Source organism: Cellvibrionales bacterium (assembly GCA_016713115.1).
GTDB lineage: Bacteria > Pseudomonadota > Gammaproteobacteria > Pseudomonadales > UBA7239 > UBA7239.
This window is the reverse complement of sequence record JADJPU010000001.1, coordinates 1,544,698-1,569,370: the sequence shown is the minus strand read 5'-3', so window position 1 is coordinate 1,569,370 and position 24,673 is coordinate 1,544,698. Positions and strand designations below refer to the sequence as shown.

Here is a 24,673-nt window from a genome sequence, read left to right as displayed (position 1 = left end):
AAACAAAACGACAAAATCGATGCCCACAAAAAAAGGAGACCGAAGTCTCCTTTTTTAGCTATCCATTTCAAATTTAGAATGTGTACTTAACATTCAAAGAAATGTTATCGCGGTCTACCCACAAATTGTTAGGCCCGGTGAAATCACTGTAGTAACCAGAGAACTTCCAGTGCTCCAAGTAAGTAAACTCTGCGCCCACACTCCACCACAAGTTTTGCTCATTGTAATTGAATGTAGAGAAGCTACCTTCAATGCCGTAGTTCACAAAGAATGGAATAGTAAGATCCACGCCCTCAAACACATTTTTGTACTCCGGCATAAACTGCATGCTCATGCCATAACCATTCCTAGTAAATGCTCCCAAATGCGCAAACTGCAATTCATCGTCTTGATAGCTGCCCACAGCCCAGCCACCTAACTCACCCACCAAGGTAGCTGTATCCCACAAGGCATTTGGCTGGAGCATGTAAGTGCCGCCCACATTGAAACTATGGATTTCTGCACGATTAGGCCAGCTAAATGTAGTTGTATTGGCCATTGTTTGAGCGGTAGCGATATCAGTAGGCCAAACGCCAAAGCCATTAACTGCATAGTAGCTCGAATCTCGACATTTCTGCTTCATCAAATCCTTTGCCTCACACACCGGCACAATGGGAGCATTTGCGCGATACGCATACTCTGCACCCACCTGAACACCACCAATAACAGTGTTCATTGATAAGCCATACATGCGAATATTGTCAAAATAGTTAATGCCGTACGAGCCGTTAGGGTATACCGAGTTTTCAGGTAGGGCGCCTAACTCCGCAACAGATTTGAGATCTGCACTACCATTCGCCGCCCAAAACATTGGGTATTTATCTGTGTAGTTAACAATATAGGCTCCAAGCTCGGTACCATTATCCAAAGCATGTCTCACAGCCAAACCCCATTGATTGTCCTTACTGCCATTGTGTTCAACACGACCAAAACCTATACCACCCACTTGTGGCAACGCAATAAATCTATCGCCATCAATAAAATCTTGCATGGAAAAGAAAGACCCCGTTGGAAACAGCGTGGATTTGATCCACTCATACTGCCAATATGCTTCAACAGTTGTGGTATCAGTGATTGCTATAGAGCCGTAGACCGCGCCTGTCGGCAAAAATACCTCTTTCAGTTCAACACCAGGCAGAGTAGCTGCCGATGAATCAACTCGGTTTTGAGCAAACGCAATACCGCCCTGCAGCATCAACGCTTCACCCCAAGTAATTACCTGACGACCAACGCGCAGGTTTAATTCGCGACCACCGATATCGAAAGAGCCGTAAGCATATGCGTCTAAGAAGCGCGCTTTGTAACCCATCGTATGCTTGTATTCGTCATCCCACCAACTGTCAGGTGAACCAATCTCACCGGCAGCCAATTGGTTATTACTACCATTAGCTGCGACGAAAGGAGACAAATACTTGTTTGACCAACTAGGTGTGCTAAAAGGCACAGAATCGTAAAAAATTTGTGGTCGCAAAAAGAGACCTACATTTTTATAAGAGATATTGATGTCCGACAGAATGGCAACACGACTAGAGACAGTGTCCCATTTATCATAGTTGCGCGTACCGTCATCCGAGTTCATGCGCTGAACATAATCTTTGAAATCCTTGCCATTCGGATTTGCCATCGCTCCCTGTCTATCGATGTGCCCACCCAACAGATTTTTATCACGCCCCTCTACGCGCCACTGGCGACCGTAGGTGATCGTTGTATCAACATTGACTTTTAGATCATCAGAAACTTCGAACTCCAATGCCTGCACTTGCAGTGAAAGAGGCAATAGTCCTGTTATCACAGCAGCTTTAACAATCCCGCCCAATCGACTTTTTATTTTCATCATTGCTCCGCCCATATAGGTGTTTTTCATATTCCAATGCAAGCCGCGCCAACTTTCACGGCACATAGAAGGACTCACGGTGCGGGATTAGGCCAGAAAAAACTGTAAAATGCAAAACAAAATTTAATAAGTTTTGTAATGTAATCAACAACTAACTGTCGCCACCTAACGAAAACTCACACATGCCTAAAGATCAGCCTTAGAGTTGTTACCATCGGTAACGGTTTGCATTATTGCTTTCGTGACACAACACGAAACAAACACATCTACCACGCCGCCAGTGCGGTTTTTTGTTTATGATAGCGCCCTCAAAATTCTGCTGTGTATGCCATGAGCACGCGAATCATCATTGCTGACGATCACCCTTTGTTTCGAAATGCTCTTTGCCATGCCGTCAAGCAAGTGGTGACCGATGCAGATATTTTGGAATGCGACAGCATCAGCACGCTCGAGAGCCTACTGGCGGCACAAAGCGACATAGATCTCATTCTCCTCGACTTGCGTATGCCTGGCGCCAACGGCTTTTCCGGTCTCGTGCTGATTCGCGGGCAGTATCCAGATATCCCTGTGGTTGTTATTTCTGCTAGCGATGACCACAACATTATGCAGCGCGCCATGGAATACGGCGTTTCCGGCTTTATCCCCAAAGCATCGGATCTAAGTCAAATCGCCGCTGCCCTCCAGACTATTTTAAATGGGGCACTGTGGCTGCCAACATCACTATCACAAACACCGGACAACAACGAAAAAGAATTTGCTCAACGCCTAAAAACTCTAACACCGCAACAACTGCGTGTTTTTATGATGTTGACCAAGGGGTTGCTCAACAAGCAAATCGCCGGAGAAGTAAATGTTTCCGAAGCCACTGTACGCACACACATGACAGCGATTTTTCGCAAAATTGGGTGTACGAAACCGCACACAGGCAGTATTGGCCGCGGGTTATCTCAATATTGAAGAGCCCAGCTAACCGATACGCTACCGCTTTTGTAACGATGACATAAGCGCGCGCAGTTTGGCCGGTTTGACAGGCTTTGCCATAAACAAGTAACCACAATCTTCCACCAACCGCCGAATATCTTCTGTGTTGTTTGCTGTAATGATTAACACAGGTAGTGATTTTCCGGCTCTCTCTCGCAAACTAGCGGCGACATCTAAGCCTGTTATACCGTTATCCAATTGATAATCTGCAATCACCAAATCCGGCGTTGCTTGTTGCAGCGCATGTAAAGATTCCTTCTCATCCTTCGCTGTTGCAACATCACAACCCCAACCTTCCAGCAATGCTCGCATGCCCGCGAGAACATTGGGTTCGTTATCAACACATAGCACCGATAACTCAAGACTGCCGCTAACACTCGTCATCACAACCGGCGATGCCGGCAACACAACGGGCTGCACTTCCGCGACCGGAACATCCACCGAAAAAACAGAACCGCGCTGCGGCCAAGAGCGTAAGTTAATTGGATGATTGAGCAAGCGAGAAATACGATCGGCAATTGCCAAACCTAAGCCTAGACCGCGCTCGCCTTTGTCATGCTCAGGTGTTTGAAGACGATGAAACTCTAAAAAAATTTCACTGCATTTATCTGGTGGAATACCTGGGCCGGTATCCCACACTTCTATACGCAAAACTTTCCCTAAACGGCGACACCCCAATAACACGCGACCACTACAAGCATAACGCAGTGCGTTAGACAGAAAGTTTTGCAGAATACGACGCAATAAATGCGGATCACTCCACACCGCAAGACGCGTTGGCACCACATGAAAACCCAATCCACGCGTTTGTGCCAACGCAGTAAAATCTCGCCCCAGTGGATCCAACAAATCTTTCAAATAAAACACTTCGCGTTTTGGTTCTACTACGCCAGCATCTAAACGCGAAGCTTCCAACATACTGTTGATCAAGGCGTCTGCCGCCTGCAGTGACAGCACAACATTCTCAGACAAGGTTTGCAATTCACTGTCATGCGTTTTTTGCGCCAAAGCCGAGGCAAACAATGACGCGGCATTGAGCGGCTGCATCAAATCATGGCTCGCCGCCGCAAGAAACCGTGTCTTAGATAAGTTAGCTTGCTCAGCGTCCGACTTAGCCAGCTCCAACTCCTGTGTACGCTGCTGAACCCGCAACTCCAAAGTTTCATTGGATGCGCGCAGTTGGCGCTCTAACTCTTTGTGTGCCGTAATATCGGTGTAGCTGGTAACGAATCCACCGCCCGGCATGGGATTTCCACTCACCTCCAACACGCGCCCTTCTGGACGATAGCGTTCAAAGTTGTGCGGATTTCCTTCTTTTAAATAGCGGATGCGCTTTTGCACTTCCGCATCTAACTCATCGGGATGGCAGCCAATTTTTTCAAGACTAAAGCGGATGAGGTCAGCTACAGGCCTTCCTGTTCTCACATAATCATCAGGATATTCAAAAAACTCCAAATAACGCTTATTCCATGCCACCATGCGCATCTGTTGATCGACAACACTGATGCCTTGAGAAATATGCTCAATCGATGACTGAACCAACTCCTGCATGAATTCAAAAAAGAAACGCGCGCCACTGATAATGCTGAGCACATCAGCAATTTGAACAGCACCGCGCCCAACAAAGGCGCGCACCATATTGCCAATTGCTGTAGATTCTGTGTTCCCTACAGAATGGCAAATAATTTCTTCAGCAATTTCAATATCAAATACTGAAACTGTATTCTCTGGATCGAGGTTTTTTTTTGCCTCCGTATACGCAAGCCGAAACTTCAGCATCGCTTCGTCAGGCGGCATAAACCCCTGTGCAAAATCAATCAGTTCTTTTAACGCAACTGGTGATTTATTGTCAGAAGTTTCCACCGTGACGCAACCCTGCCCTTACACTTCAGCAGGCAACTTGCGACCGAGAATCAAATCCGCACACTTTTCACCAATCATGATGCTTGGCGCGTTGGTGTTACCGCCTATTAGTGTCGGCATAATCGATGCATCAGCCACACGCAACCCTTCAATGCCGTGAACGCGTAACTCACTATCAACGACAGCTAGTTCGTCATTACCCATTTTGCAGGTGCCAACGGGGTGATAAACAGTCTCACACACTTGGCGCAAAAACTCTCGAATGCGCCCTTCATCCGTCAAATGCTTATCCGGGCGCGAGGGCTCACCCATCAGGCCATCCCAAGCTTTTGCCTGTGCAATATTGCGCACAATTTCATAACTGCGCTGTATCACTTTCCAATCATGCTCGTTGTCTAGAAAATTAAAATCCACTAATGGCGAGGCAAACGGATCTGCACTACCTGGCAACACCGAACCTCGGCTTTGCGGACGCAGCTGACAAGCATGAATAGACATACCGTGTTGCTTTGGAATCGGATCAATCAAACCGTGCATTAAAATAGGAATAAAGTGTAGCTGGATATCAGGAATCGCCAAGTCATCAGATGATTTCACAAAACCACCCGCTTCAATCATGTTGCAGGTTGCAATTCCTTTATTTAACACAAAATATTCAAAAGCCGTTTTAATTTGCAAAGGAATTTGCGTCGCCGCTGCATTAAGCGTGACAGGTTTTGTGCAAGTAAAATTAACTAAAATATCCAAATGCTCTTGCAGGTTATGACCAACACCAGGCAGATCTTTCAATACTTTGATACCGACTCGCTCTAAGTCTTCTTTCCTTCCAATACCAGATGTTTGCAAAACATGCGGGGACTTAATTGCACCGGCAGACAACACCACTTCGCGTTTTGCTTCTACCAAGCACGATGTACGACCCTGCTTGTATTCCACACCCGTCGCACGATTTCCGTCCAACAAAATGCGCGTAACATGCGCACCCGTAACTATCGTCAAATTAGGACGCTTGCGAACTTCTGGCGTAAGAAACGCGGCGGCAGAACTGGAGCGTTTCCCGTTGCGCAATGTTGCTTGATAGCGTGCAAAACCTTCTTGCTGTGCGCCATTAAAATCATCCGTAGCAGAGTAGCCAAGCTCCAAACCCGCTGCGAGAAACTTGTCGTACAAAATATTGTCACAGGGTGCGTCAGAAACTTTTAAGCCGCCGCCAACACCGTGGTAGTGCGATTCACCGCGAACATTATCTTCCGAGCGTTTGAAATACGGCAACACTTCGTTGTATGACCAGCCTGCATTACCCAGCTCACTCCAGTGGTCGTAATCCCATTTGTGTCCACGGATATACACCATGCCGTTCAAACTGCTCGAACCGCCCAACAACTTTCCACGCGGCACATAAATTTTTCGATTGTTCAATGCTGGCTGCGGCACGGTATACATTTGCCAATTCATTTTGTTGCTTTTCAATATTTCAGCGGCACCGCCTGGCATATGCACCATAGGGTTATTGTCTTTAGGGCCAGCCTCCAGCAATAGCACTTTATGTTGCGCATTCTCAGATAAGCGCGCGGCCAGTACACAGCCGGCGGATCCTGCACCAACAACGATAAAATCAAACATAACGACTCCTTTTACTCTCTAACTGTTAAAAACCTTTACAAACAAAAAACCCGTGTTGACCACGGGCTTCTCTCATTTCCTACACGCACAACCTTTTATTTACCCGCTGTGCCGCCTTTAGGCAGGAGGAAATGCGCCAGCGCAGGAAGCAATGTCAATGCACCCACCATGTTCCAGAGGAACATAAACACCAACAGTATGCCCATATCTTTTTGGAACTGGATGGCAGACCAATACCAAGTTGCCACACCAATTGCCAAGGTCATACCAGTGAAACTCACTGCTTTACCTGTAGTTTTTAATGTCAACAGATACGAATCACGCAGCGACTTGCCTTCTTTAAAGTAGCTTTCCATACGGCTGTAAATATAGATCCCGTAATCCACACCTACGCCCACACCGAGAGTAATAACCGGCAGCGTTGCTACTTTTACACCGATACCCAATTTCGCCATTAAAGCCTCACACAAAATAGATGTCAGCGCCAAAGGCCCCAAAATACAGAGCATCGCCTTAATAGATGGGAAGGTGAAAAACACCAATGCAGCAACAACTGCGTAAACCAGAAACAGCATCGTATTCTGTGCTGAGTGAATTTCCTGATTCACCGCTGCTGCAATGCCTGCATTGCCTGTTGCCAATCGGAATTGAACATCTGCAGTATTGTTTTTATCAGCAAAATCTTTCACTACTTTTGCTACTCGATCTAGAGTTTCTGCCTTGTGATCTTTGAGGAAGGCCACAACCGGCGCAAAACTACATTTTTCATTAGCCAAACCCATTTCTGCAGTGATATTGAAAGAACCGTCAATAGCTTCCTGGTTACGCCCTAACGCCATCCACTTGATATGGCCTTCCGTTAAACCTGCCGTGAAATTTTTTGCAACAAATGCAGCAGAAGCTGTAGCCTGAACACCATCAGTATTGTTCAGCGTCCATTCCAAATCATCCATCGCCTCCATGTTTTTCTGCTTGAAACACTCACCTGGAGCGCTTGTCACCATTACAACGAACAAATCGGAACTAGTAGCGTAGTTAGAAGTAATGAACTTCACATCCTGATTGTAAGTTGAATCTGGACGCAACTCTGGCGAACCTTCGGCGATATCGCCAATCTTAAGAAACTGTCTTTCGTATACACTGTACACCGCTAGCGCCCCTGCAAACACCAACGCCACAACAGCCCAACGCGCTTCTGTAAATTTCGCCAAGAACAGCCAGATTGGCGCATCCTTCTCTTCACTGAGCTGCATGTGTTTAACGCCAGACGGCGCAATACCGGAATAAGACAGCAATATAGGTAACAACATCAGTTTGAGAACAATCAAAACAGCTGTGCCAATACATGCGGTATAAGCCAACTCTTTAATCGCTGAAATTGGAATCAAAATCATTGTCAAAAAGCTGAAAGCATTCGTCAGCAGCGCAGTTATACCTGGCAAATAGTTGGTTCTAAAAGCGCGTTTGCTGGCTTGTAGTTTGTTGTGGCCGTGCGCCATTTCTACAGCCATCGCATTTACATACTGCACACTGTGGCTCACACCAATTGCCACTAATAAGAAAGGCACCAGCATGGAAAACATGCCTATACCTGAAAAAATTTCAATGTTTTCAGAAATGCCGTTTACGGTGACGAGCACACTGCCATAAGGCACGCTGAATTCTGACATCACACTCAAAATACCCAGCATCCATACAACAGCAATAACCGATGTAAACAAAGGCATCAATGCTGCACGCCAGCAGCGCGCATACATGTATAACAAAACGATAGTAATCAACAGAGCGATACCACCAAAAAACACAATACCGCTGGAACCGATGATAAAGTCGCCGATCATTTTCGGCTCACCAATAATGTAAACTCGATACTTACCGCCGTACTGCTTATTTATCTCGGTGCGAGTTTCTTCCAAAATGTTGCCAAGATCTTGGAAATCAATTGCGCTGCCTGCCTCATGCCCTCTATCTAAATCTTCATTGGGATAGGTGGAGTACACATACGCTTCAACGATAGATGACTTAAAATTATCTGAAATCAAACGCCCAATTTCAGTTGAGCGGAACACATTCAACTTAACGCGCTCTAAACTTTCTGCACTGCCATCGTATTCACCAGGAATCAAACGATCGCCATCAAAACCTTGTGGCGTCACCGCCTGCCAGCGCACGGAAGGCGCCCACATGGAGCGCAAAGAAGTGCGATCTACGCCGTTAATATTGAATACCTTATCGTGCACATTTTGCACAACCTGCAGATATTCTTTATCGAAAATATCACCTTGTGTATTTTCGATAGCAATCTTAAAAGACAGACCTTTTTGCGTAAGATCATCCAACCTACTGAACATATTCTGTAAATATTCATGCTGCATTGGCAGCATTTTTTCGAAGCGGGCATCGATCTTAATTCGAGTCATTTCGAAGCCAAAGTAAAGCGTCAATACCGCAATAATCACCAGCCACATCGGACGGCGATTAAAGATCAACCGTTCCATGCGTTTTTCTTCATCACCGTAACGGTACGGCTCTCCGTATTGACGCGCTGCTCCAGCCATACTGCTCAACCTCTAGCTTTAAAAGTTATTGTTCTGATAAGTTAAAAATGCAATGCTTTACAGACTGGCAGGAGACACGATCTCCACACCACCCGCACCGACAAGGATATAGTCGCCGTTGGCCGCCGCCGCCGCAGATGCGATAGTCAGCCTGTTTTTGCGGATATTTTCTTAGAAAGTACGACCGCCATCGCGACTGCGGAGAAATGCACCGTCATTACCGACAGCAAGCACGGTGTCTTTGTCGACAAAATAAGCAGCATTGATATTTTTATGCAGTGTTTCCGCGATTTGTTTCCAGCTATCGCCGCGATCCACAGAGCGATACATCACACCGCGCAAACCCGCGATAAACACTTCGTTGCCTGAGATAATATTGATAGCAAAGAACGAACCATTTTCTGGATCGGGTGATTCCAGCTGCACCCAACTCTTACCACCGTCTGTGCTGCGGAAAACATGTCCCGCTTCACCAGCGATATACATCAGATCACCCTGCCCAACGATAGCATTGAGATGGTTGCGATCTGGGTTGTTCAAACGCTCGGCAACATTGGTCCAAGTGGCACCGCCATCTTGCGTAGTAATCATTTCACCAAAAGCACCAACCGCAAAGCCGGTTTGTGCATCGCGAAACCAAACATCCATTAATGGATTTGCTACCGTGTTAACCAATGCAGCTTTTGCATCTGACAATTCAGATTCGATATCGGCAATTTTGTCATCCAATTCTGACACCATCGCCTCTACTTGCTCGTGTGCGCTATCTGCCGCATCCACATCCGATTCCGCAATATCGCTCTCAGTTTCACCACTGTCTTCCGCTGCGCTGTTTGCATTGTCCGCACTGTTAGTAGCAGCTGCTTCTGACGCGTCCATCCCATCCAGTTGGTCTTCAGCGGCTTTTTTATTAACTTCCAACTCTTTCAGCTTCGCCTCTAACACGGGGATGCTGTCTGCTTTTAATTTTCGTGTGAATTTCAAACCATCCAATTGGATAGTCCATGCTTTACCACCATCAGTGGTGTGCAATACCAAACCATCGTGACCAACAGCCCAGCCTTCTGACTCTGAAACGAAGAAAACCGCATTCATCATGGCTCGCGTTGGCACTTCTGCCTGTTGCCAAGTTTTCCCATTATCTTCGGAGATTGCGATATGCCCGCGCTCACCCACCACCACCAATTTATCACCCACACGAGCAATATCCTGTAAAAGCGATTGCGCAATTTTCTCACTTTTAATTGCTGGCTTTTGGCTGCTCACCGCCGCGTCTTGTGCGTACGCTGTAACGGCTGTCGCCATCAACAAAACAACGGAGCTCGCGTGGCGGAGTTTGCTAGCGAATGCGAAGTAAGACGCGGGTTTCTTATTCATTCTGATGTGCCCTGAATCATCTTTGTAATACATGCACACGCCCACTCAATCACAAGAACTGAGAAACGCGACATACCATGAAGCCGTGCCAGCAGAGGCGGGTTCCGCAAAGTCAGTTAAACAGACTTTTTATTTGCGAGACTTTCTACTTGCGGGGAATTAAAAAATTCGCAGCTTACTACTAGGGTGATGCTACCTCGGTTTCGGCCTTCCTCCTGCGCCGAGGTATGGGCAATCTTACCCGCACACTTCCTGTAGGTAAACCGAGGTTGCGCTATCACAGACTAGCTAAACCTCTCATTGCCTCGAACGCTTACTTTGCCAATGCAATATCAACCAAGCGACCAACAACAACAATGCAACCAACACAAAAGGGGAGCGTGGATGCCACTCGTACAGCATGCCCGCGCCAAAAGGACCAATGACATAGCCCAGTGCTGGGCAGGCAGCAAGAAATCCCGCAACAGCTCCCTGTTCGTGGCTTTCAACGCTGAGCGAAACAGCAGCGGAAAAACCAGGGCCGGTGATACCCAGACCTAAACCCAATAACACAACACCAGCACACAGCGGAACCAAGCCCGCAGCGGTGGCGATCAATCCAAAACCGACAGCCATCGTTGGAATACCAGCTCGCAAAAGACGCGCAGGCGACCAACTCAAACGCTGCACCAATACCAGCTGACCAAATACCGTTGCTCCAGCCATCAATGCCTGCGCTGTACCCAAGGCTGTGGCGGAACCCAAGGCATCGCGCTGAATCACATACGGCAAATAAAAGCCCATCATTTGCGTCGATACCGCCATCCCCAAATACACGACCACTCCCACTAACAACAAATATCGGTAGCGCGGGTCGAAGTAGCTCAGTTTTTTTGCACCCATAGATGTGTTCTGTGCACTGTCTGCACGCTTGCTGGGTTCAACTAAAAATTTTGCCACTAGCACCGCAATCAGCAGCGCCAAACCTACTGCTGCATACAGCGGCAGCAACAGAGACCACGCGGCCAGCATGACCAAAGAGGGGCCGACGATGGCACCTACGCCGTGCGCCGCACCGGTTTGACTCAAACCCACCGCGCGTTCATCCGGTGCGGTAATGTCAATTACATAAGCCGTGATTGCTGGCAACATGGCCGCGATCAGAAACGCCTGCAATAAGCGGCTAGCAAACACACCGTAATACAGGGTTTCTACGCTGATGCGCTGCAACTGACTCAGCGTAAAAAACAACACCAGCAACAACGCGGAAAAACAGTAGCCACAAACACCAATCAAAATTGAAGTCCGCCGCCCCCACTGATCACTTTTTCTGCCCCACCAAGGGCTCACCAAAAACACCAGCAGTGCAGCACAACTGCCGATTAAAGTGATCTGACGCGTGGTGAGACCAAGGCTGGTGCCAATCAGCGGCAGTAAACTGAACACTACATTATTGACTACACCGTACGCAGTCACAGTGAGCAGCAGCACCCAATAAGAAAGCGGGTTAGGGCAGCGCGATGTAGGTGATTTTAGGGATAAAACCATGAAATTTACAATGACAAATACAGAAACAACAAAGGCCGCCAGCAGGCGACCTTTGTTGGGTTGGTGATACGATCTAGACGGCCGATGGGAAGCGTCTAACCGCCAATCTTAGGCAACTTGCACCATTTCGAAATCATATTTACTCACGCCGCACTCTGGGCATTCCCAGTCTTCTGGCACATCTTCCCATTTTGTGCCAGGCGCGATGCCCTCCTCAGGCAAACCCTTCTCTTCGTCGTAGATAAACCCACAAATTACGCACTCAAACTTTCTGTAAGCCATATAGCCTCCACACAAAAATACGAAACCGGCAACGCGGCGCATTATAAACAGATTGTCACCAGATAACCCATTGCGACAATCCCCTGCACTTCTGCACCCACGCCATTCTACGCAGCGCGACACGCCAAACCCTGACCTCTGTCAAAGCTTCGTTCACCTCCACGGCATTCGGCTTTACACTGCTCCTCTGTTATCCACCCATCAAGAATCGCCCACATGCGCAATACTCTCACCGCTCTCGCTATTTTTTTGATCAGCATCACCGCGCTCGCCAACGGGCCGCGCTACCAAGTGTTCCCGCAGTTGAAAGGACTGGTGGTGAACTACAATGTTTCTAGCAGCACTGTGGAAACCACGCTGTATGTCACCAACCACGAACGACGCTCCGTGATTTGCGATGCGAATATGATCACGAACCGCCAAGAGACTTCCAACGGTCGCGACACGGTGATTGCCCCTGGCAAAACCGCTTTGTTTTCTTTTCGTCACGGAAAATCCATCACCGATGTGCGTCTGTATTTGATGTGTGAAGCTGATAAAACTGCAGCCCCAGAAGACAGCACTACTACTGCAGCGGAAGTCGCAAAACCTGCAACAAAAAAAACCCTTCCCCCAGCACCGGCCATTCCCGTTGTAGAAGAAAACCTCGATCGCTATTGAACACAGGCCGTACGCAATGTATATCCAAGACACTTACTACCGCAGTATCTGGCATGACGAACGCACAGACTGCACCACAATTTTTGATCAAACATTACTGCCGCATCAGATCAAACAACTTTCACTGAACAGCTTGGGCGATGTCTGCCACGCCATCAGCAGTATGCAAGTGCGCGGCGCACCGTTGATCGGTGCCTGTGCTGCTTTTGGTTTGTATTTTGCGCTACGCGCCGATGATTCACCGGAACACGAAGAATCCTCTGCACTACAACTCATCGCCACACGACCAACTGCCATCAATTTACGCTGGGCGGTGGAGCGCGTGAGAGCAAGCATTGCATCAACAGCGCGGGGCGAAAAAGCAAACGCCGCATTAGCCGAAGCAAAAAAAATCTGTGATGAAGATGCCGAAGTCTGTTCTGCCATTGGCGATCATGGCTTGACGTTGATTGAAGCAATCTATCAAAAAAAAGAAAAACACACCGTCAATATCCTCACACATTGCAACGCCGGTTGGATTGCTACAGTTGACTGGGGAACGGCCTTAGCGCCTATTTATAAAGCGCATCTCGCCGGCATCCCTGTGCATGTATGGGTGGATGAAACGCGTCCGCGTTTGCAGGGAGCACTCACCGCTTGGGAATTACAACAAGCAGGCGTTCCGCACACCTACATCACCGACAACACCGGCGGCCACCTCATGCAACACGGCTTGGTAGATTTGTGCATTGTCGGCACGGATCGCACCACCTCACAAGGTGATGTTTGCAACAAAATTGGCACTTATCTCAAAGCGCTGGCTGCCAAAGACAACAATGTGCCGTTTTATGTAGCTCTCCCCACATCCACCATCGACTGGACGGTGCGCGATGGCTTACATGAAATCCCTATCGAAGAACGCGACAGTTTTGAGTTAACGCATGTATTGGGCGTACACCCCACCGATAACTTTGTGCAGCATGTGCGTGTGACACCCGAACAAGTACACGCTGCCAACTATGCATTTGATGTCACACCAGCGCGTTTAGTCAGCGGCCTGATCACCGAATACGGTGTTTTTCCCGCATCAAGCGAGGGTTTACAAAACCTGCGCGACAGCGGAGCTTATCGCCGCGGCAAATAAAGCAGTGGATCTACCGGCTTGCCCGATTTGCGAATCTCAAAGTGCAGTTTGTTTTTGTCGGTGCCACTCGAGCCAACTTCTGCAATCACTTGCCCTTTTTTCACCGCATCCCCTTCGGCAACTAACAATTTATTGTTGTGTGCATAAGCGCTGAGAAATTGCTCGTCGTGCTTGACGATAATCAACTGTCCGTAACCAGCAAGACCACTACCCGCGTAGACCACAGAACCCGCACCAGCCGCTTTCACAGGGTCACCTTGCTTTCCTTCCAAATCAATACCTTTACGCAGCGGATCATTGGCTGAGTACAGCGTAATCAAACGGCCATTTGTCGGCCACAACCAACGACTATTACTGCTCGCAGCAGCAGGCGCGGCAACAGTAGGTGTCTCAGCTTGCGCAACGGACTGCGAATTCGCCACTACAGTAGGTGCAGTTTTTGCAGCGCTACTTGTTGCGACAGATGGTGCGGTAGATGCCACTTCTACAACTGACTGATCATCGGCAATCGCCGTTACTTGCACGCCTCGCGGTGTAGCCACCGTACGCGATGCAGCTAAACGCGTAGCGGTATCACTATCTGCCAACATGATTTTTTGCCCTGCATGCAAGCGATACGGTGCTGCAATACGATTGCGCTGCGCCAATTCACGAAAATCAACACCGTAACGCCATGCAATCGTGTACAGCGAATCATCGCGCGAAGCGATGTGATAATTCAAACGAATACTCGGCGGCTGCGCCATTTGTTCAATAGGTGGCAAGCGTGCTGTGTTTTTACAGCCCGCTAAAACTACTGCCGCCAAGGTCAATATAAACATTACTGTGATTGCGCTAGATTTCACCGCTATTCACTCCATTTATTTATTCAATATTTTTACGCACAACGCCGCGCACAAAAGGCACAAAACGCGCAGGCTCTACAGGAATATGTTCGTACTCGCCCGTTTCCGCATCGCGATACACCATCACCAAATGTTGTTCGTCACCACCAACTGGCGACACCAACACGCCGCCCGGTGCCAACTGCTGTAGTAACCGCTCTGGAATTTCCAAGGGGGCGGCCGCTGATAAAATACCATCAAAAGGGCCAGCCTCTTCCCAGCCAATAGCACCATCGGCATGCCGCAAAAAAACATTGTCGTGCTTGAGCAAACGCATGCGCTGTTTGGCTTTTTCCAACAGTGGCTCAATGCGCTCCATGCTGTAAACCTTTTTTGCCAACTGCGCCAAAATCGCTGTTTGATAACCCGATCCCGAACCAATTTCCAACACGCGCGTGAGCGGCCCGCGCGACAGCAACAACTCCGACATACGCGCCACGGTATAGGGCTGCGACAGCGTTTGGTTGTAGCCAATCGGCAGCGCGTCATCTTCATAAGCGCGATGCTCTAAGGCGGGATCTACAAAAATATGGCGTGGCGTTTCTCGAATGGCGTTGATGACTTCAAAATTACTGATGCCTTGATCCATCAAACGCTCAATCAAACGATCGCGTGTGCGACGCGATGTCATCCCTCGGCCATCAAAATTCAAATCACTCACACAAAACCACCAAACAGTAACGACCTGAACTATAGCACAGGGACTTGGCTGTCAAATGCCTGCGCATTCTCCAGCTGTAAACACTCGCGTAATACTGCAGTTGCATATGTACCGACGGGCAATACAAAACGCAATATCACATCATTTTCATCGCGTTGAAATTGCGGATCGGCAACCGGCAGCAGCAACGCGCGCCGCTCTTGTTGCAAACCCACATGCTCCAACTTTTCACAATATTGCGCGTAAGGTTCCAGCAAATTTTGTTCGCGCTGCGCCAACACATCTTGGCTCTTGCTGCGGCCGCGCCCCCACAGAGGGCCGGTAGAAACTGCTTCCGGATCACCCGCCACACATTCACGCCAATCACCCTGAACAACACGATCTGCCAGCACACGATTAAATAACCATGCACGCAATGCTGAAACGGCAAATTGGTATTTACGCTCGCGCCACTGTTTCGCATGTATTGCCAACATTGCTTCTACTTGCTGTAGATTGCTACCGCCGCGCCCAAAGCGCTGCTCACCAAAATAATTTGGCACACCTTGTTTCACAATCGCTTGCCAGCGCTGTTCCAGTGCATCTATGGAACCTTGCACATTGCGCAGACGAATCACAAACGCATTGCCCGCGTGCATGCCGCGACGCAGCTTGCAGTCATGTTTGGATACCGCCAATACGGTGCAGCCTGCAATTTGCAAAGCAGAGATATCCAGTTCGCGTTTACCTAAATACAAACTGAACCACTGACGCGTTACTGCGTGGCGATCTTTCAAACCGCAATAACCAACATCCATCTGCTTGATGCCAGCCCATTCTGCTAATTGCTTGGCAACAAACACCGTATTCTGATTCGTTTTTTCGATATGCAAACACAAATGTTCTCCCTGACCGGAGAGTGGAAAACCCAACTGCTCGCCCACAAAAAAATCTTCAGGCCTTTGACGAAAAACCGCACTGGCAGCCAGTGATTGATATGCAAAAGGGAAATTCAGATCAAAAGACATCGTGCTTATACAGATAAAGATTCGAGCAGAACAACCGCCTGCGCCGCAATGCCTTCTTTGCGCCCTGCAAAGCCTAATTTTTCCGTGGTAGTAGCTTTTACACTAATTTTATCCGGTGCCACATTCATAACCTGCGCGATGCGTTGTTGCATCTGTTCACGATACGGCAATATTTTCGGCACTTGCGCAACAATCGTGATATCAGCATTGCACAATTGCCAACCTTTTGCAGTGATCAGTTGGTACACGCGCTGCAATAACACACAACTGTCTGCGCCTTTATAGGCCGCATCGGTATCGGGGAAATGCTGACCGATGTCACCCAAGGCCAACGCACCGAGCAGTGCATCACACAACGCATGCAAAGCCACATCGCCGTCAGAATGCGCAATCACACCTTGCTCATGCGGCACAGCGACACCGCACAACATCACGCGATCACCTTTGCCAAAACGATGCACATCGTAGCCCTGCCCAATGCGAAAACTCATGCTTGTTGCTCCTGCTGCAAATAAAACGCCGCCAAGGCTAAATCTCCTGGATAAGTAATTTTGATATTGCTGCGTGCGCCTTCTACCACTTTTACAGCATGACCAGCTGCTTCCATTGCTGAGGCTTCATCTGTGACTGCTAATTGTTTGTCGCGCGATGATTGCAAGGCTGCCAACAACAAACCAAAACGAAACATCTGCGGCGTTTGTGCTTGCCAAATTTCGCGACGATCCAATGTGTTTTTTACGGCACCACCTGTCACTTGTTTCAGCGTGTCTGTCGCCGGCACAGCCAAAATACCACCAACCGTATCTTGCGATAGCTCACTCAACAAACGCTGCAATTCTTTCTCTGCCAAACAAGGGCGCGCTGCATCGTGCACCAACACCCAATCATTTTCTGTTGCTACATCTTGCAATGCATGCAAAGCAGCTAACACAGAATCGGAGCGTTCATTACCACCCACAACAAAACGCACGCGTACATCTTGCAGCTGCGGCAACAAAGCAGCACGCGTATCTTCAGAGTGAATCGCAATCACTAACTGTTGTAAGTTTTTTAATTGCAACAAGGTGGCTGCGCCACACTCCAACACCGTGGATGACAACAGAGGCATGTATTGTTTGGCTTCTTGCGTGGAAAAACGACTACCCGTTCCCGCCGCAGGAATCACCGCAAAAAAACGCGACTCATCGCTGCTTGTCATTCCTAGCCTTTTCCTGCTCGTCAACAATCAACACAAAGGTTTCATCTTTGCGAATCATACCCATATCACGACGAGCGCGATCTTCCACACTACTTCCCTTTTTCAGCGCATCAATTTCTGCAGCCAATGCCTGATTGCGCGACAACAAATGCGCGTTCTCTAACTTTTGTTGTTGAATATCGCGTTTAAGCTCAGCGATTTGCGCCAAGCTTCCTTCGCCCACCCACAAACGGTATTGCAAAAAACCGAGTAGCAACACCAAAACAAAAACGACCCATTTCATCGTGGGTCACTCCGCTCTTAGGCGCGAAACTCAGCGCGACCGCGATACGGCGCTTTGCCGCCCAATTCCGCCTCAATGCGCAACAGACGATTGTATTTCGCGACGCGATCTGAACGGCACAATGAACCGGTTTTGATTTGCCCTGCGGCAGTGGCCACCGCGAGATCAGCAATGGTGCTGTCTTCGGTTTCGCCTGAGCGATGCGAAATTACGGCGGTGTAGCCCGCTTTTTTGGCCATCGCAATCGCGTCCAAGGTTTCACTCAACGAACCGATTTGGTTGAATTTAATCAAAATGGAATTGGCAATACCTTTTTCGATACCTTCTTTCAAAATCTTGGTGTTCGTCACGAACAAATCATCGCCCACCAACTGCACTTTCGCGCCCAGTTTTTCTGTTTGCAGTTTCCAGCCCGCCCAGTCGCTTTCGTCTTGACCGTCTTCGATGGAAATAATCGGATACTCACTACATAAACCAGCGAGATAATCCGCAAAGCCTGCGGAATCGAATGATTTATTTTCGCCAGCGAGTACATATTTACCGTCTTTGTAAAACTCGGACGATGCGCAATCCAGCGCCAAGGTCACATCTGTACCCAGCTTGTAACCGGCATTCGCTACCGCTTCTTTGATAACCGCTAAAGCCTCAGCATTGGAGGACAAATTCGGCGCAAAACCACCTTCATCGCCCACGGCTGTATTCAAACCTTTAGCCTGCAAAACTTTTTTTAGCGCATGAAAAATTTCTGCGCCCCAACGCAAAGCTTCGGCAAAATTTGGCGCACCGACAGGCTGCACCATGAACTCTTGAATATCCACATTGTTATCAGCGTGTTCACCGCCGTTGATAATATTCATCATCGGCACCGGCATGCTGTATTGGTTCGGCGTGCCATTAATTTCTGCAATGTGCTGATACAGCGGAATATTTTTTGCCGCTGCCGCCGCTTTCGCCGCCGCTAAAGACACCGCGAGAATGGCGTTGGCACCCAAATTGGCTTTGTTATCCGTGCCGTCTGCGTCGATCATAATTTTATCGATGGCGCGTTGTTCTGCCGCATTTTTTCCCAGCAATAAATCGCGAATTGTTGTATTCACATTGTTGACCGCCTTCAATACACCTTTGCCGAGATAGCGCGCTTTATCGCCATCACGCAATTCCAGTGCTTCACGCGAGCCGGTTGATGCACCCGACGGCGCGCATGCGCTGCCGACAAAACCACCTTCCACAACAACTTCTGCCATCACCGTGGGATTGCCGCGCGAATCCAATACTTCAAAGGCTTTGATATCGATAATCTTACTCATTGGGGGATCTCCTCAATTTTGGTTTTCAGTTTTTAACTTTGTTTAAAGAATGGTGAGCGCGGGTAGGCTTTTCACCACATCATCCACGGCTTTCATTTGACCGAGAAAAGCCTCCAATTTATTTAATGGCAGCGCGCATGGGCCGTCGCATTTGGCGTTATCGGGATCAGGATGCGCTTCCAGAAACAAACCAGCAATGCCTTGCGACACACCAGCACGACCCAACTCCACCACTTGCTGACGGCGACCGCCCGCAGAATCCGTGCGACCGCCCGGCATTTGTAGGCTGTGCGTGACATCAAAAATCACCGGATAGCCTATCTGCTTCATGATGCCAAAGCCAAGCATATCCACGACAAGATTGTTATAACCAAAACACGAACCGCGTTCGCACAACATCAAACGATCATTGCCCGCTTCATTACATTTTTTCAAAATATGCTGCATTTCATGCGGCGCGAGAAATTGCGCTTTTTTGATATTGATCGCCGCTTTGGTTTTCGCCATTGCCACCACCAAATCGGTTTGGCGCGACAAAAACGCAGGCAGCTGAATCACATCACACACTTCCGCTGCAGGCGCACACTGCTCAGGCGTGTGTACATCAGTAATCACCGGCACCTGAAAGGTTTTTTTGATCTCTTCAAAAATCTTTAAGCCTTCATCCAAACCAGGACCGCGAAAAGAAAACATCGACGAGCGATTGGCTTTATCAAAAGACGCTTTGAACACATAGGGAATTCCCAGCTTCTGCGTCACTGTCACATAGGCTTCTGCTACCTGCAGCGCCAGATCGCGCGACTCCAATACATTCATGCCGCCGAACAACACAAACGGTTTATCGTTGGCGACCTCTATACCCGACAAGCTGACCGCTTTCTGCTCTGTCATTACTGTTTTCCTTGGCGATGCACCAACGCTGCTTCAATGTAGTGCCGGAATAATGGATGGCCGTCGCGCGGTGTAGAAGTGAACTCAGGGTGGAACTGACAAGCGACAAACCATGGGTGATCGGGAATTTCGATCATCTCTACCAGCGTGCGATCTTCTGACAGACCACCAAAACGCAAACCGGCTTGCTTTAATTTTTCTACATAATTGTTGTTGACTTCATAGCGGTGACGGTGGCGTTCGCGAATTTGTCCTGCGCCGTAAATCGTGCGCGCTAGTGAGCCTTCGATCAAATGGCAAATTTGCGCACCAAGACGCATCGTGCCACCGAGATCGGATTCTTCGTTGCGCTGCTCTACCGCACCGGAAGCATCTTTCCATTCGGTGATTAAACCAATCACAGGGTCTGGCGAGTGACTATCAAATTCAGTGCTGTTGGCTTTGCTCAAACCTAAAACATTGCGTGCGTATTCAATCACCGCCACCTGCATGCCGAGACAAATACCGAGGTAGGGAATTTTGCGCGTGCGCGCAAAATTCACCGTCAAAATTTTGCCTTCTACGCCGCGAATACCAAATCCGCCTGGCACCAGAATGGCATCAACATCGCCTAATAATTTTTCCACTGTTTCAGGCGTAACTGTTTCGGAATCGATATAGCGCACCGTCACTTTAGTCGCCGTGTGAATACCGGCGTGCATCAGCGATTCGTTCAGTGATTTGTAAGCATCCAGCAATTCCATGTACTTGCCGACCATCGCCACGGTGACGGCATGTTGCGGATTCATCAAACCCTCGACCACGCGATCCCACTCACCAAGATCACAATCTTTAGCATTGAGATGCAGTTTTTCCACCACGATAGCGTCGAGACTACGCTCGTGCAGCAAACGCGGAATGGCGTAAATAGTGTTGGCATCTGGCAGCGCCACCACGGCGCGAAATTCCACATTGGTGAACAGTGCAATTTTGCGGCGCGAATCTTCGTCTACATCAATTTCCGAACGGCACAGCAGAATATCTGGCTGTAAACCGATAGAGCGCAATTCTTTCACCGAATGCTGCGTGGGCTTGGTTTTTACTTCGCCGGCGGTGGCGATGTAAGGCACCAAGGTAAGATGCATCAACAGCGAACGGTTGCTGCCCAATTCCACGCGTAATTGGCGCACAGCTTCTAAAAACGGTTGCGATTCGATATCGCCCACAGTGCCACCAATTTCTACCAGCGCGATGTCGGCATCACCTGCGCCTTCCAGCACGCGGCGTTTGATTTCGTCCGTCACATGCGGAATGACTTGCACCGTGCCGCCGAGGTAATCACCGCGGCGCTCTTTGCGCAAAATGGTTTCGTAAACACGACCCGTGGTGAAGTTGTTGCGCTGGCTCATACGCGTGCGCAGAAAGCGTTCGTAGTGACCTAAATCGAGATCGGTTTCGGCGCCATCTTCGGTGACATACACCTCGCCGTGCTGAAACGGGCTCATGGTGCCCGGATCCACATTCAAGTATGGATCCAACTTCATGATCGTCACCTTGAAGCCGCGCGCCTCAAGGATGGCACCCAGCGATGCGGAAGCGATCCCCTTGCCGAGAGAAGACACCACACCACCAGTGACAAAAATAAAACGCGTCATAAAAAACCCTTACACGCCAATCACTTACAGAAGGATTGGGCGCGCTATGTAATGTTCAATTGTTTTGGCTGGGTGCTGCGCGATAAGAGAAAAACAACGGCGCAAATCACCCTAAAAGACGGGGTGTCAGCCTACCAGAAAGGGGCTTTTCGGACAATGAAGCAGCAGCCTATGGCCGGTGTTCGCGCGCCAGATACTCGTGCGATTGCATCTCCAGCAAGCGGCTCTGCGTGCGCTGGAACTCGAATGTTAGGCGGCCGCCGCTGTAGAGCGACTCCAACGGTTTTTCCGCGGAAATAATCATTTTCACTTGGCGATCATAGAATTCGTCTACCAAATTGATGAAGCGTCGCACTTGGTCGTCGATGCCGGCGTGCAGGGCAGGAATATTGGATAGCAGCACCGTGTGGTATTCGCAGGCGAGTTCGATGTAATCGTTCTGCGAGCGCGGCCCATCGCACAGGGCAGCAAAATCAAACCACGCTACACCATCGGCCACTTTGCGCGCGGTGATCGTGCGCCCTTCTATATCCAACGCCACATTGTCGCTGGCGGGCATCGGTGTCAGTGCCGCAAAACTACTCGTCAGGATTTCATCAGCGGCGGCATCCAAGGGCCAGTGATACAACTCGGCTTGTTCCAAGGTGCGCAGACGGTAATCCGTACCGCTGTCCACATTCACCACATCCACATTGGCTTGCAACACGGCAATCGCCGGCAAAAAACGCTCGCGCTGCAAGCCGTTTTCATACAGACGATCCGGCACGATATTGGAAGTCGCCACCAAACTCACACCGCGAGCAAACAGTTTTTCCATCAAGCTGCCGAGAATCATGGCGTCGGCAATATCGGAGACAAAAAACTCGTCAAAGCACAACACGCGCGCTTCTTTTGCCAAGCGATCCGCCACAATTTCCAACGGGTTTTCCTGATCTTTCAAGCTGCGAATTTCTTGATGCACGCGCCGCATAAAACGATGGAAATGCAGGCGCATTTTTTTCTCAAACGGCAGTGACTCAAAGAAGGTGTCCATCAAATAGGTTTTGCCGCGCCCCACGCCACCCCAGAAATACAAACCTCGACAAGGTTTGTGATGACGGCGCAACAGCCGGCTGAACACGCGATTGTCTTTGCGGCTGGCCATCAACTCGTCGTGCAGGCGCTGCAAATGCTCGACCGCCTTTTTCTGGGCGGCATCGGCGACAAAATCCGGTCGCAATAAATCCTGTTGATAGCGCTGCAAAGGGGTCATAGACACACGGGCAAAAACCAAAGCGGCGCTACTCTAGCCAGCCGTTTTAGGTTTCGCAATCAAAAAACCATCAAATACCGAACTCGCGGCGCGGCTGATAAAACTTGCGCAAGCGATCAAATGCTAGCGCGCCATCCACCGGGAATTGCTCACGCAGCGCAGCATCGTCGGCAAAGATGTCATAGGGCTCGACAACGCCCGTCAACGCCACGGGGGCAACACGCTGCGGCTGCTGTAAAAAAGCACACAGCGCCTCATACACCATTTCTGTGCCGCGCAATTTTCCTTCCGCGCTGTAACCGGCGATATGCGGCGTGCCGATAGCCACTTGCGCCAGCAAATTGCCGTCAATAGCTGGCTCGTTTTCCCACACATCCAGCACCACCTGTAAATCTTGCTGCTGCTCCAAACGCTGCAATAACGCTGCGTTATCAATCACTGCGCCGCGCCCCGCATTCAGCAGCACCGCGCCTGCTTTTAATTGATTAATGCGCGATTGATCGAACAAATGAAATGTAGGATGCGTGCCAGTTTTCGTGAGTGGCGTGTGCAGGCAAATCACATCGCACTGCATGACGACATCCAAATCCACCAGAGGAAAATCGGCGGGCGATAAAAACGGATCATTGCCAACCGCGTTCACTTTTTTATTGTGCAAAGCACGCAACAAGCGACCACCGACATTGCCGCAGCCCACCACACCCACGCGCGCAGCAGTTACATCAACAGCCAAACCTTGCAGTGCTGCCCACACATATTCCACCACGGCCTGCGCATTGCAGCCGGGCGCAAACGCAAAATGAATGCCGGCTTCGGTTAAATAATTTTGGTCGACATGATCTGTGCCTATCGTGCAACTGCCGACAAACTTTACCGCGCTGCCTGCTAGCAAAGCGCGGTTAACTAGCGTTACCGAACGCACCAGCAACACATCGGCATCGCGCACATCTGCCGTTGTAATACTGCGCCCCGCCATCAATACCAATTCGCCCAACTCGGCAAAAAAATGTTTGGCGTAGGCAATGTTTTCATCCGCGACAATTTTCATCACACCATCCCAATAGGATTAATCCAAATCCGCGCGCGATAAAACCAAATCTTGCAGCGCACCTGCACCAGAAAAAGTTTCCGCCAATGCTTGATAAAAACACTGCATGCGCTCATGCACGCCGTTGCGTATGCAGTGACACGCCTGTTCGTAGACGCGATCTTTGAATGCGCTACCATCACCCGCACCGTCGCTCAAATTATCCAAACTCACACGAAAGCGTAGCCCGCACGCCGCGTGCAGCAGCCACTCCAAAGCCTGCGGTTTTACTTCCATTTGCTCAAACACTTGTTGCTGTGCCGCATCGCGGCCATCGGGCGCATACCAGTAGCCCCAGTCTGGCAATAATCGGCGCGCTTCACCGGCCACCATCCAATGCGCCACTTCATGCAAGCTGCTGGACACAAAATCTTCGCGATAAAAAATGCGGTGGCGCGCATCTTCATCATCAGCCGGACGATAAAAAGGCTCGGCTGCCCCGCCGATCAGCACCGTATTCAACCGCTCGGCAAACAGCGCATTGAAAACACGCTCAACAACTGCTGAGGTAGGGCTTGAAGTTTGCGCAAAAGACAACATGAAGTGGTTTGTACGACTCAGTAGCAGCAAGTATTGTGGTTTTCGGCAAGAACCAGTACTGT

21 protein-coding genes and 1 pseudogene are annotated in these 24,673 nt (G+C 49.3%); 3 read left to right on the top strand and 19 right to left on the bottom strand.

What is annotated here, in order from left to right:
- Positions 1 to 73 precede the first annotated feature (73 nt).
- Positions 74 to 1,903, bottom strand: coding sequence for a DUF1302 family protein (locus IPK30_07785; GenBank protein ID MBK8103169.1), 1,830 nt, complete (start codon positions 1,901 to 1,903; stop codon positions 74 to 76).
- 300 nt (positions 1,904 to 2,203) lie between these two features.
- Here IPK30_07785 and IPK30_07780 point away from each other — a divergent pair.
- Positions 2,204 to 2,843 (top strand): annotated as a pseudogene (locus IPK30_07780) (response regulator transcription factor).
- A gap of 8 nt (positions 2,844 to 2,851) precedes the next feature.
- Here the strand turns inward: IPK30_07780 and IPK30_07775 are convergent.
- The 6 genes from IPK30_07775 to IPK30_07750 all read right to left on the bottom strand — a co-directional run bounded on the left by IPK30_07775 (position 2,852) and on the right by IPK30_07750 (position 12,084).
- Positions 2,852 to 4,717: a PAS-domain containing protein gene (locus tag IPK30_07775; GenBank protein ID MBK8103168.1), complete on the bottom strand. Its 1,866-nt coding sequence runs from the start codon at positions 4,715 to 4,717 to the stop codon at positions 2,852 to 2,854.
- 18 nt (positions 4,718 to 4,735) lie between these two features.
- On the bottom strand, positions 4,736 to 6,340 hold the full coding sequence (locus IPK30_07770) for a choline dehydrogenase (protein MBK8103167.1): 1,605 nt from the start codon (positions 6,338 to 6,340) through the stop codon (positions 4,736 to 4,738).
- Positions 6,341 to 6,435: 95 nt separating this feature from the next.
- Positions 6,436 to 8,898 carry an RND family transporter gene (locus IPK30_07765; protein ID MBK8103166.1) on the bottom strand — a complete coding sequence of 821 codons (2,463 nt, stop codon included), beginning with the start codon at positions 8,896 to 8,898 and terminating at the stop codon, positions 6,436 to 6,438.
- Positions 8,899 to 9,069: 171 nt separating this feature from the next.
- Positions 9,070 to 10,203: a hypothetical protein gene (locus IPK30_07760; protein ID MBK8103165.1), complete on the bottom strand. Its 1,134-nt coding sequence runs from the start codon at positions 10,201 to 10,203 to the stop codon at positions 9,070 to 9,072.
- A gap of 369 nt (positions 10,204 to 10,572) precedes the next feature.
- Positions 10,573 to 11,802, bottom strand: coding sequence for an MFS transporter (locus tag IPK30_07755; protein MBK8103164.1), 1,230 nt, complete (start codon positions 11,800 to 11,802; stop codon positions 10,573 to 10,575).
- A 108-nt stretch (positions 11,803 to 11,910) separates the two neighbouring features.
- On the bottom strand, positions 11,911 to 12,084 hold the full coding sequence (locus IPK30_07750) for a rubredoxin (protein ID MBK8103163.1): 174 nt from the start codon (positions 12,082 to 12,084) through the stop codon (positions 11,911 to 11,913).
- A 216-nt stretch (positions 12,085 to 12,300) separates the two neighbouring features.
- Here IPK30_07750 and IPK30_07745 point away from each other — a divergent pair, with 216 nt between their 5' ends.
- Positions 12,301 to 12,744 carry a hypothetical protein gene (locus IPK30_07745; protein ID MBK8103162.1) on the top strand — a complete coding sequence of 148 codons (444 nt, stop codon included), beginning with the start codon at positions 12,301 to 12,303 and terminating at the stop codon, positions 12,742 to 12,744.
- 16 nt (positions 12,745 to 12,760) lie between these two features.
- Positions 12,761 to 13,867 (top strand): S-methyl-5-thioribose-1-phosphate isomerase, encoded by a 1,107-nt coding sequence (mtnA, locus tag IPK30_07740; protein MBK8103161.1) that lies wholly within the window; start codon positions 12,761 to 12,763, stop codon positions 13,865 to 13,867.
- On the opposite strand, the gene IPK30_07735 is transcribed toward mtnA, so the two are convergent.
- From IPK30_07735 to IPK30_07680, 12 genes are all read right to left on the bottom strand, one after another.
- Positions 13,849 to 14,688 (bottom strand): peptidoglycan DD-metalloendopeptidase family protein, encoded by an 840-nt coding sequence (locus IPK30_07735; GenBank protein ID MBK8103160.1) that lies wholly within the window; start codon positions 14,686 to 14,688, stop codon positions 13,849 to 13,851. The genes mtnA and IPK30_07735 overlap by 19 nt on opposite strands.
- A gap of 43 nt (positions 14,689 to 14,731) precedes the next feature.
- Positions 14,732 to 15,382: a protein-L-isoaspartate(D-aspartate) O-methyltransferase gene (locus tag IPK30_07730; GenBank protein MBK8103159.1), complete on the bottom strand. Its 651-nt coding sequence runs from the start codon at positions 15,380 to 15,382 to the stop codon at positions 14,732 to 14,734.
- Between the two features lie 59 nt (positions 15,383 to 15,441).
- The gene (locus IPK30_07725; GenBank protein MBK8103158.1) at positions 15,442 to 16,419 is read right to left on the bottom strand and encodes a tRNA pseudouridine(13) synthase TruD; all 978 of its coding nucleotides are present in this window, start codon (positions 16,417 to 16,419) and stop codon (positions 15,442 to 15,444) included.
- A gap of 5 nt (positions 16,420 to 16,424) precedes the next feature.
- Entirely contained in the window at positions 16,425 to 16,910 is a 486-nt protein-coding gene (ispF, locus tag IPK30_07720; GenBank protein MBK8103157.1) for a 2-C-methyl-D-erythritol 2,4-cyclodiphosphate synthase, read from the bottom strand.
- A complete protein-coding gene (ispD, locus tag IPK30_07715; protein MBK8103156.1) occupies positions 16,907 to 17,617 on the bottom strand; it encodes a 2-C-methyl-D-erythritol 4-phosphate cytidylyltransferase in 711 nt (236 codons plus the stop codon). The genes ispF and ispD overlap by 4 nt, the downstream gene beginning before the upstream one ends.
- Positions 17,601 to 17,900 carry a cell division protein FtsB gene (ftsB, locus tag IPK30_07710; protein ID MBK8103155.1) on the bottom strand — a complete coding sequence of 100 codons (300 nt, stop codon included), beginning with the start codon at positions 17,898 to 17,900 and terminating at the stop codon, positions 17,601 to 17,603. The genes ispD and ftsB overlap by 17 nt, the downstream gene beginning before the upstream one ends.
- A gap of 17 nt (positions 17,901 to 17,917) precedes the next feature.
- A complete protein-coding gene (eno, locus tag IPK30_07705; GenBank protein ID MBK8103154.1) occupies positions 17,918 to 19,207 on the bottom strand; it encodes a phosphopyruvate hydratase in 1,290 nt (429 codons plus the stop codon).
- Between the two features lie 42 nt (positions 19,208 to 19,249).
- Positions 19,250 to 20,098 (bottom strand): 3-deoxy-8-phosphooctulonate synthase, encoded by an 849-nt coding sequence (kdsA, locus tag IPK30_07700; protein MBK8103153.1) that lies wholly within the window; start codon positions 20,096 to 20,098, stop codon positions 19,250 to 19,252.
- The gene (locus IPK30_07695) at positions 20,098 to 21,732 is read right to left on the bottom strand and encodes a CTP synthase (GenBank protein MBK8103152.1); all 1,635 of its coding nucleotides are present in this window, start codon (positions 21,730 to 21,732) and stop codon (positions 20,098 to 20,100) included. Before IPK30_07695 ends, kdsA begins: the two co-directional genes overlap by 1 nt.
- A 169-nt stretch (positions 21,733 to 21,901) precedes the next feature.
- Positions 21,902 to 22,984 (bottom strand): AFG1 family ATPase, encoded by a 1,083-nt coding sequence (locus IPK30_07690; protein MBK8103151.1) that lies wholly within the window; start codon positions 22,982 to 22,984, stop codon positions 21,902 to 21,904.
- 70 nt (positions 22,985 to 23,054) lie between these two features.
- Entirely contained in the window at positions 23,055 to 24,032 is a 978-nt protein-coding gene (locus IPK30_07685) for a 4-phosphoerythronate dehydrogenase (protein ID MBK8103150.1), read from the bottom strand.
- An 18-nt stretch (positions 24,033 to 24,050) separates the two neighbouring features.
- Positions 24,051 to 24,611 (bottom strand): elongation factor P hydroxylase, encoded by a 561-nt coding sequence (locus IPK30_07680; GenBank protein MBK8103149.1) that lies wholly within the window; start codon positions 24,609 to 24,611, stop codon positions 24,051 to 24,053.
- Between the last annotated feature and the right edge of the window lie 62 nt (positions 24,612 to 24,673).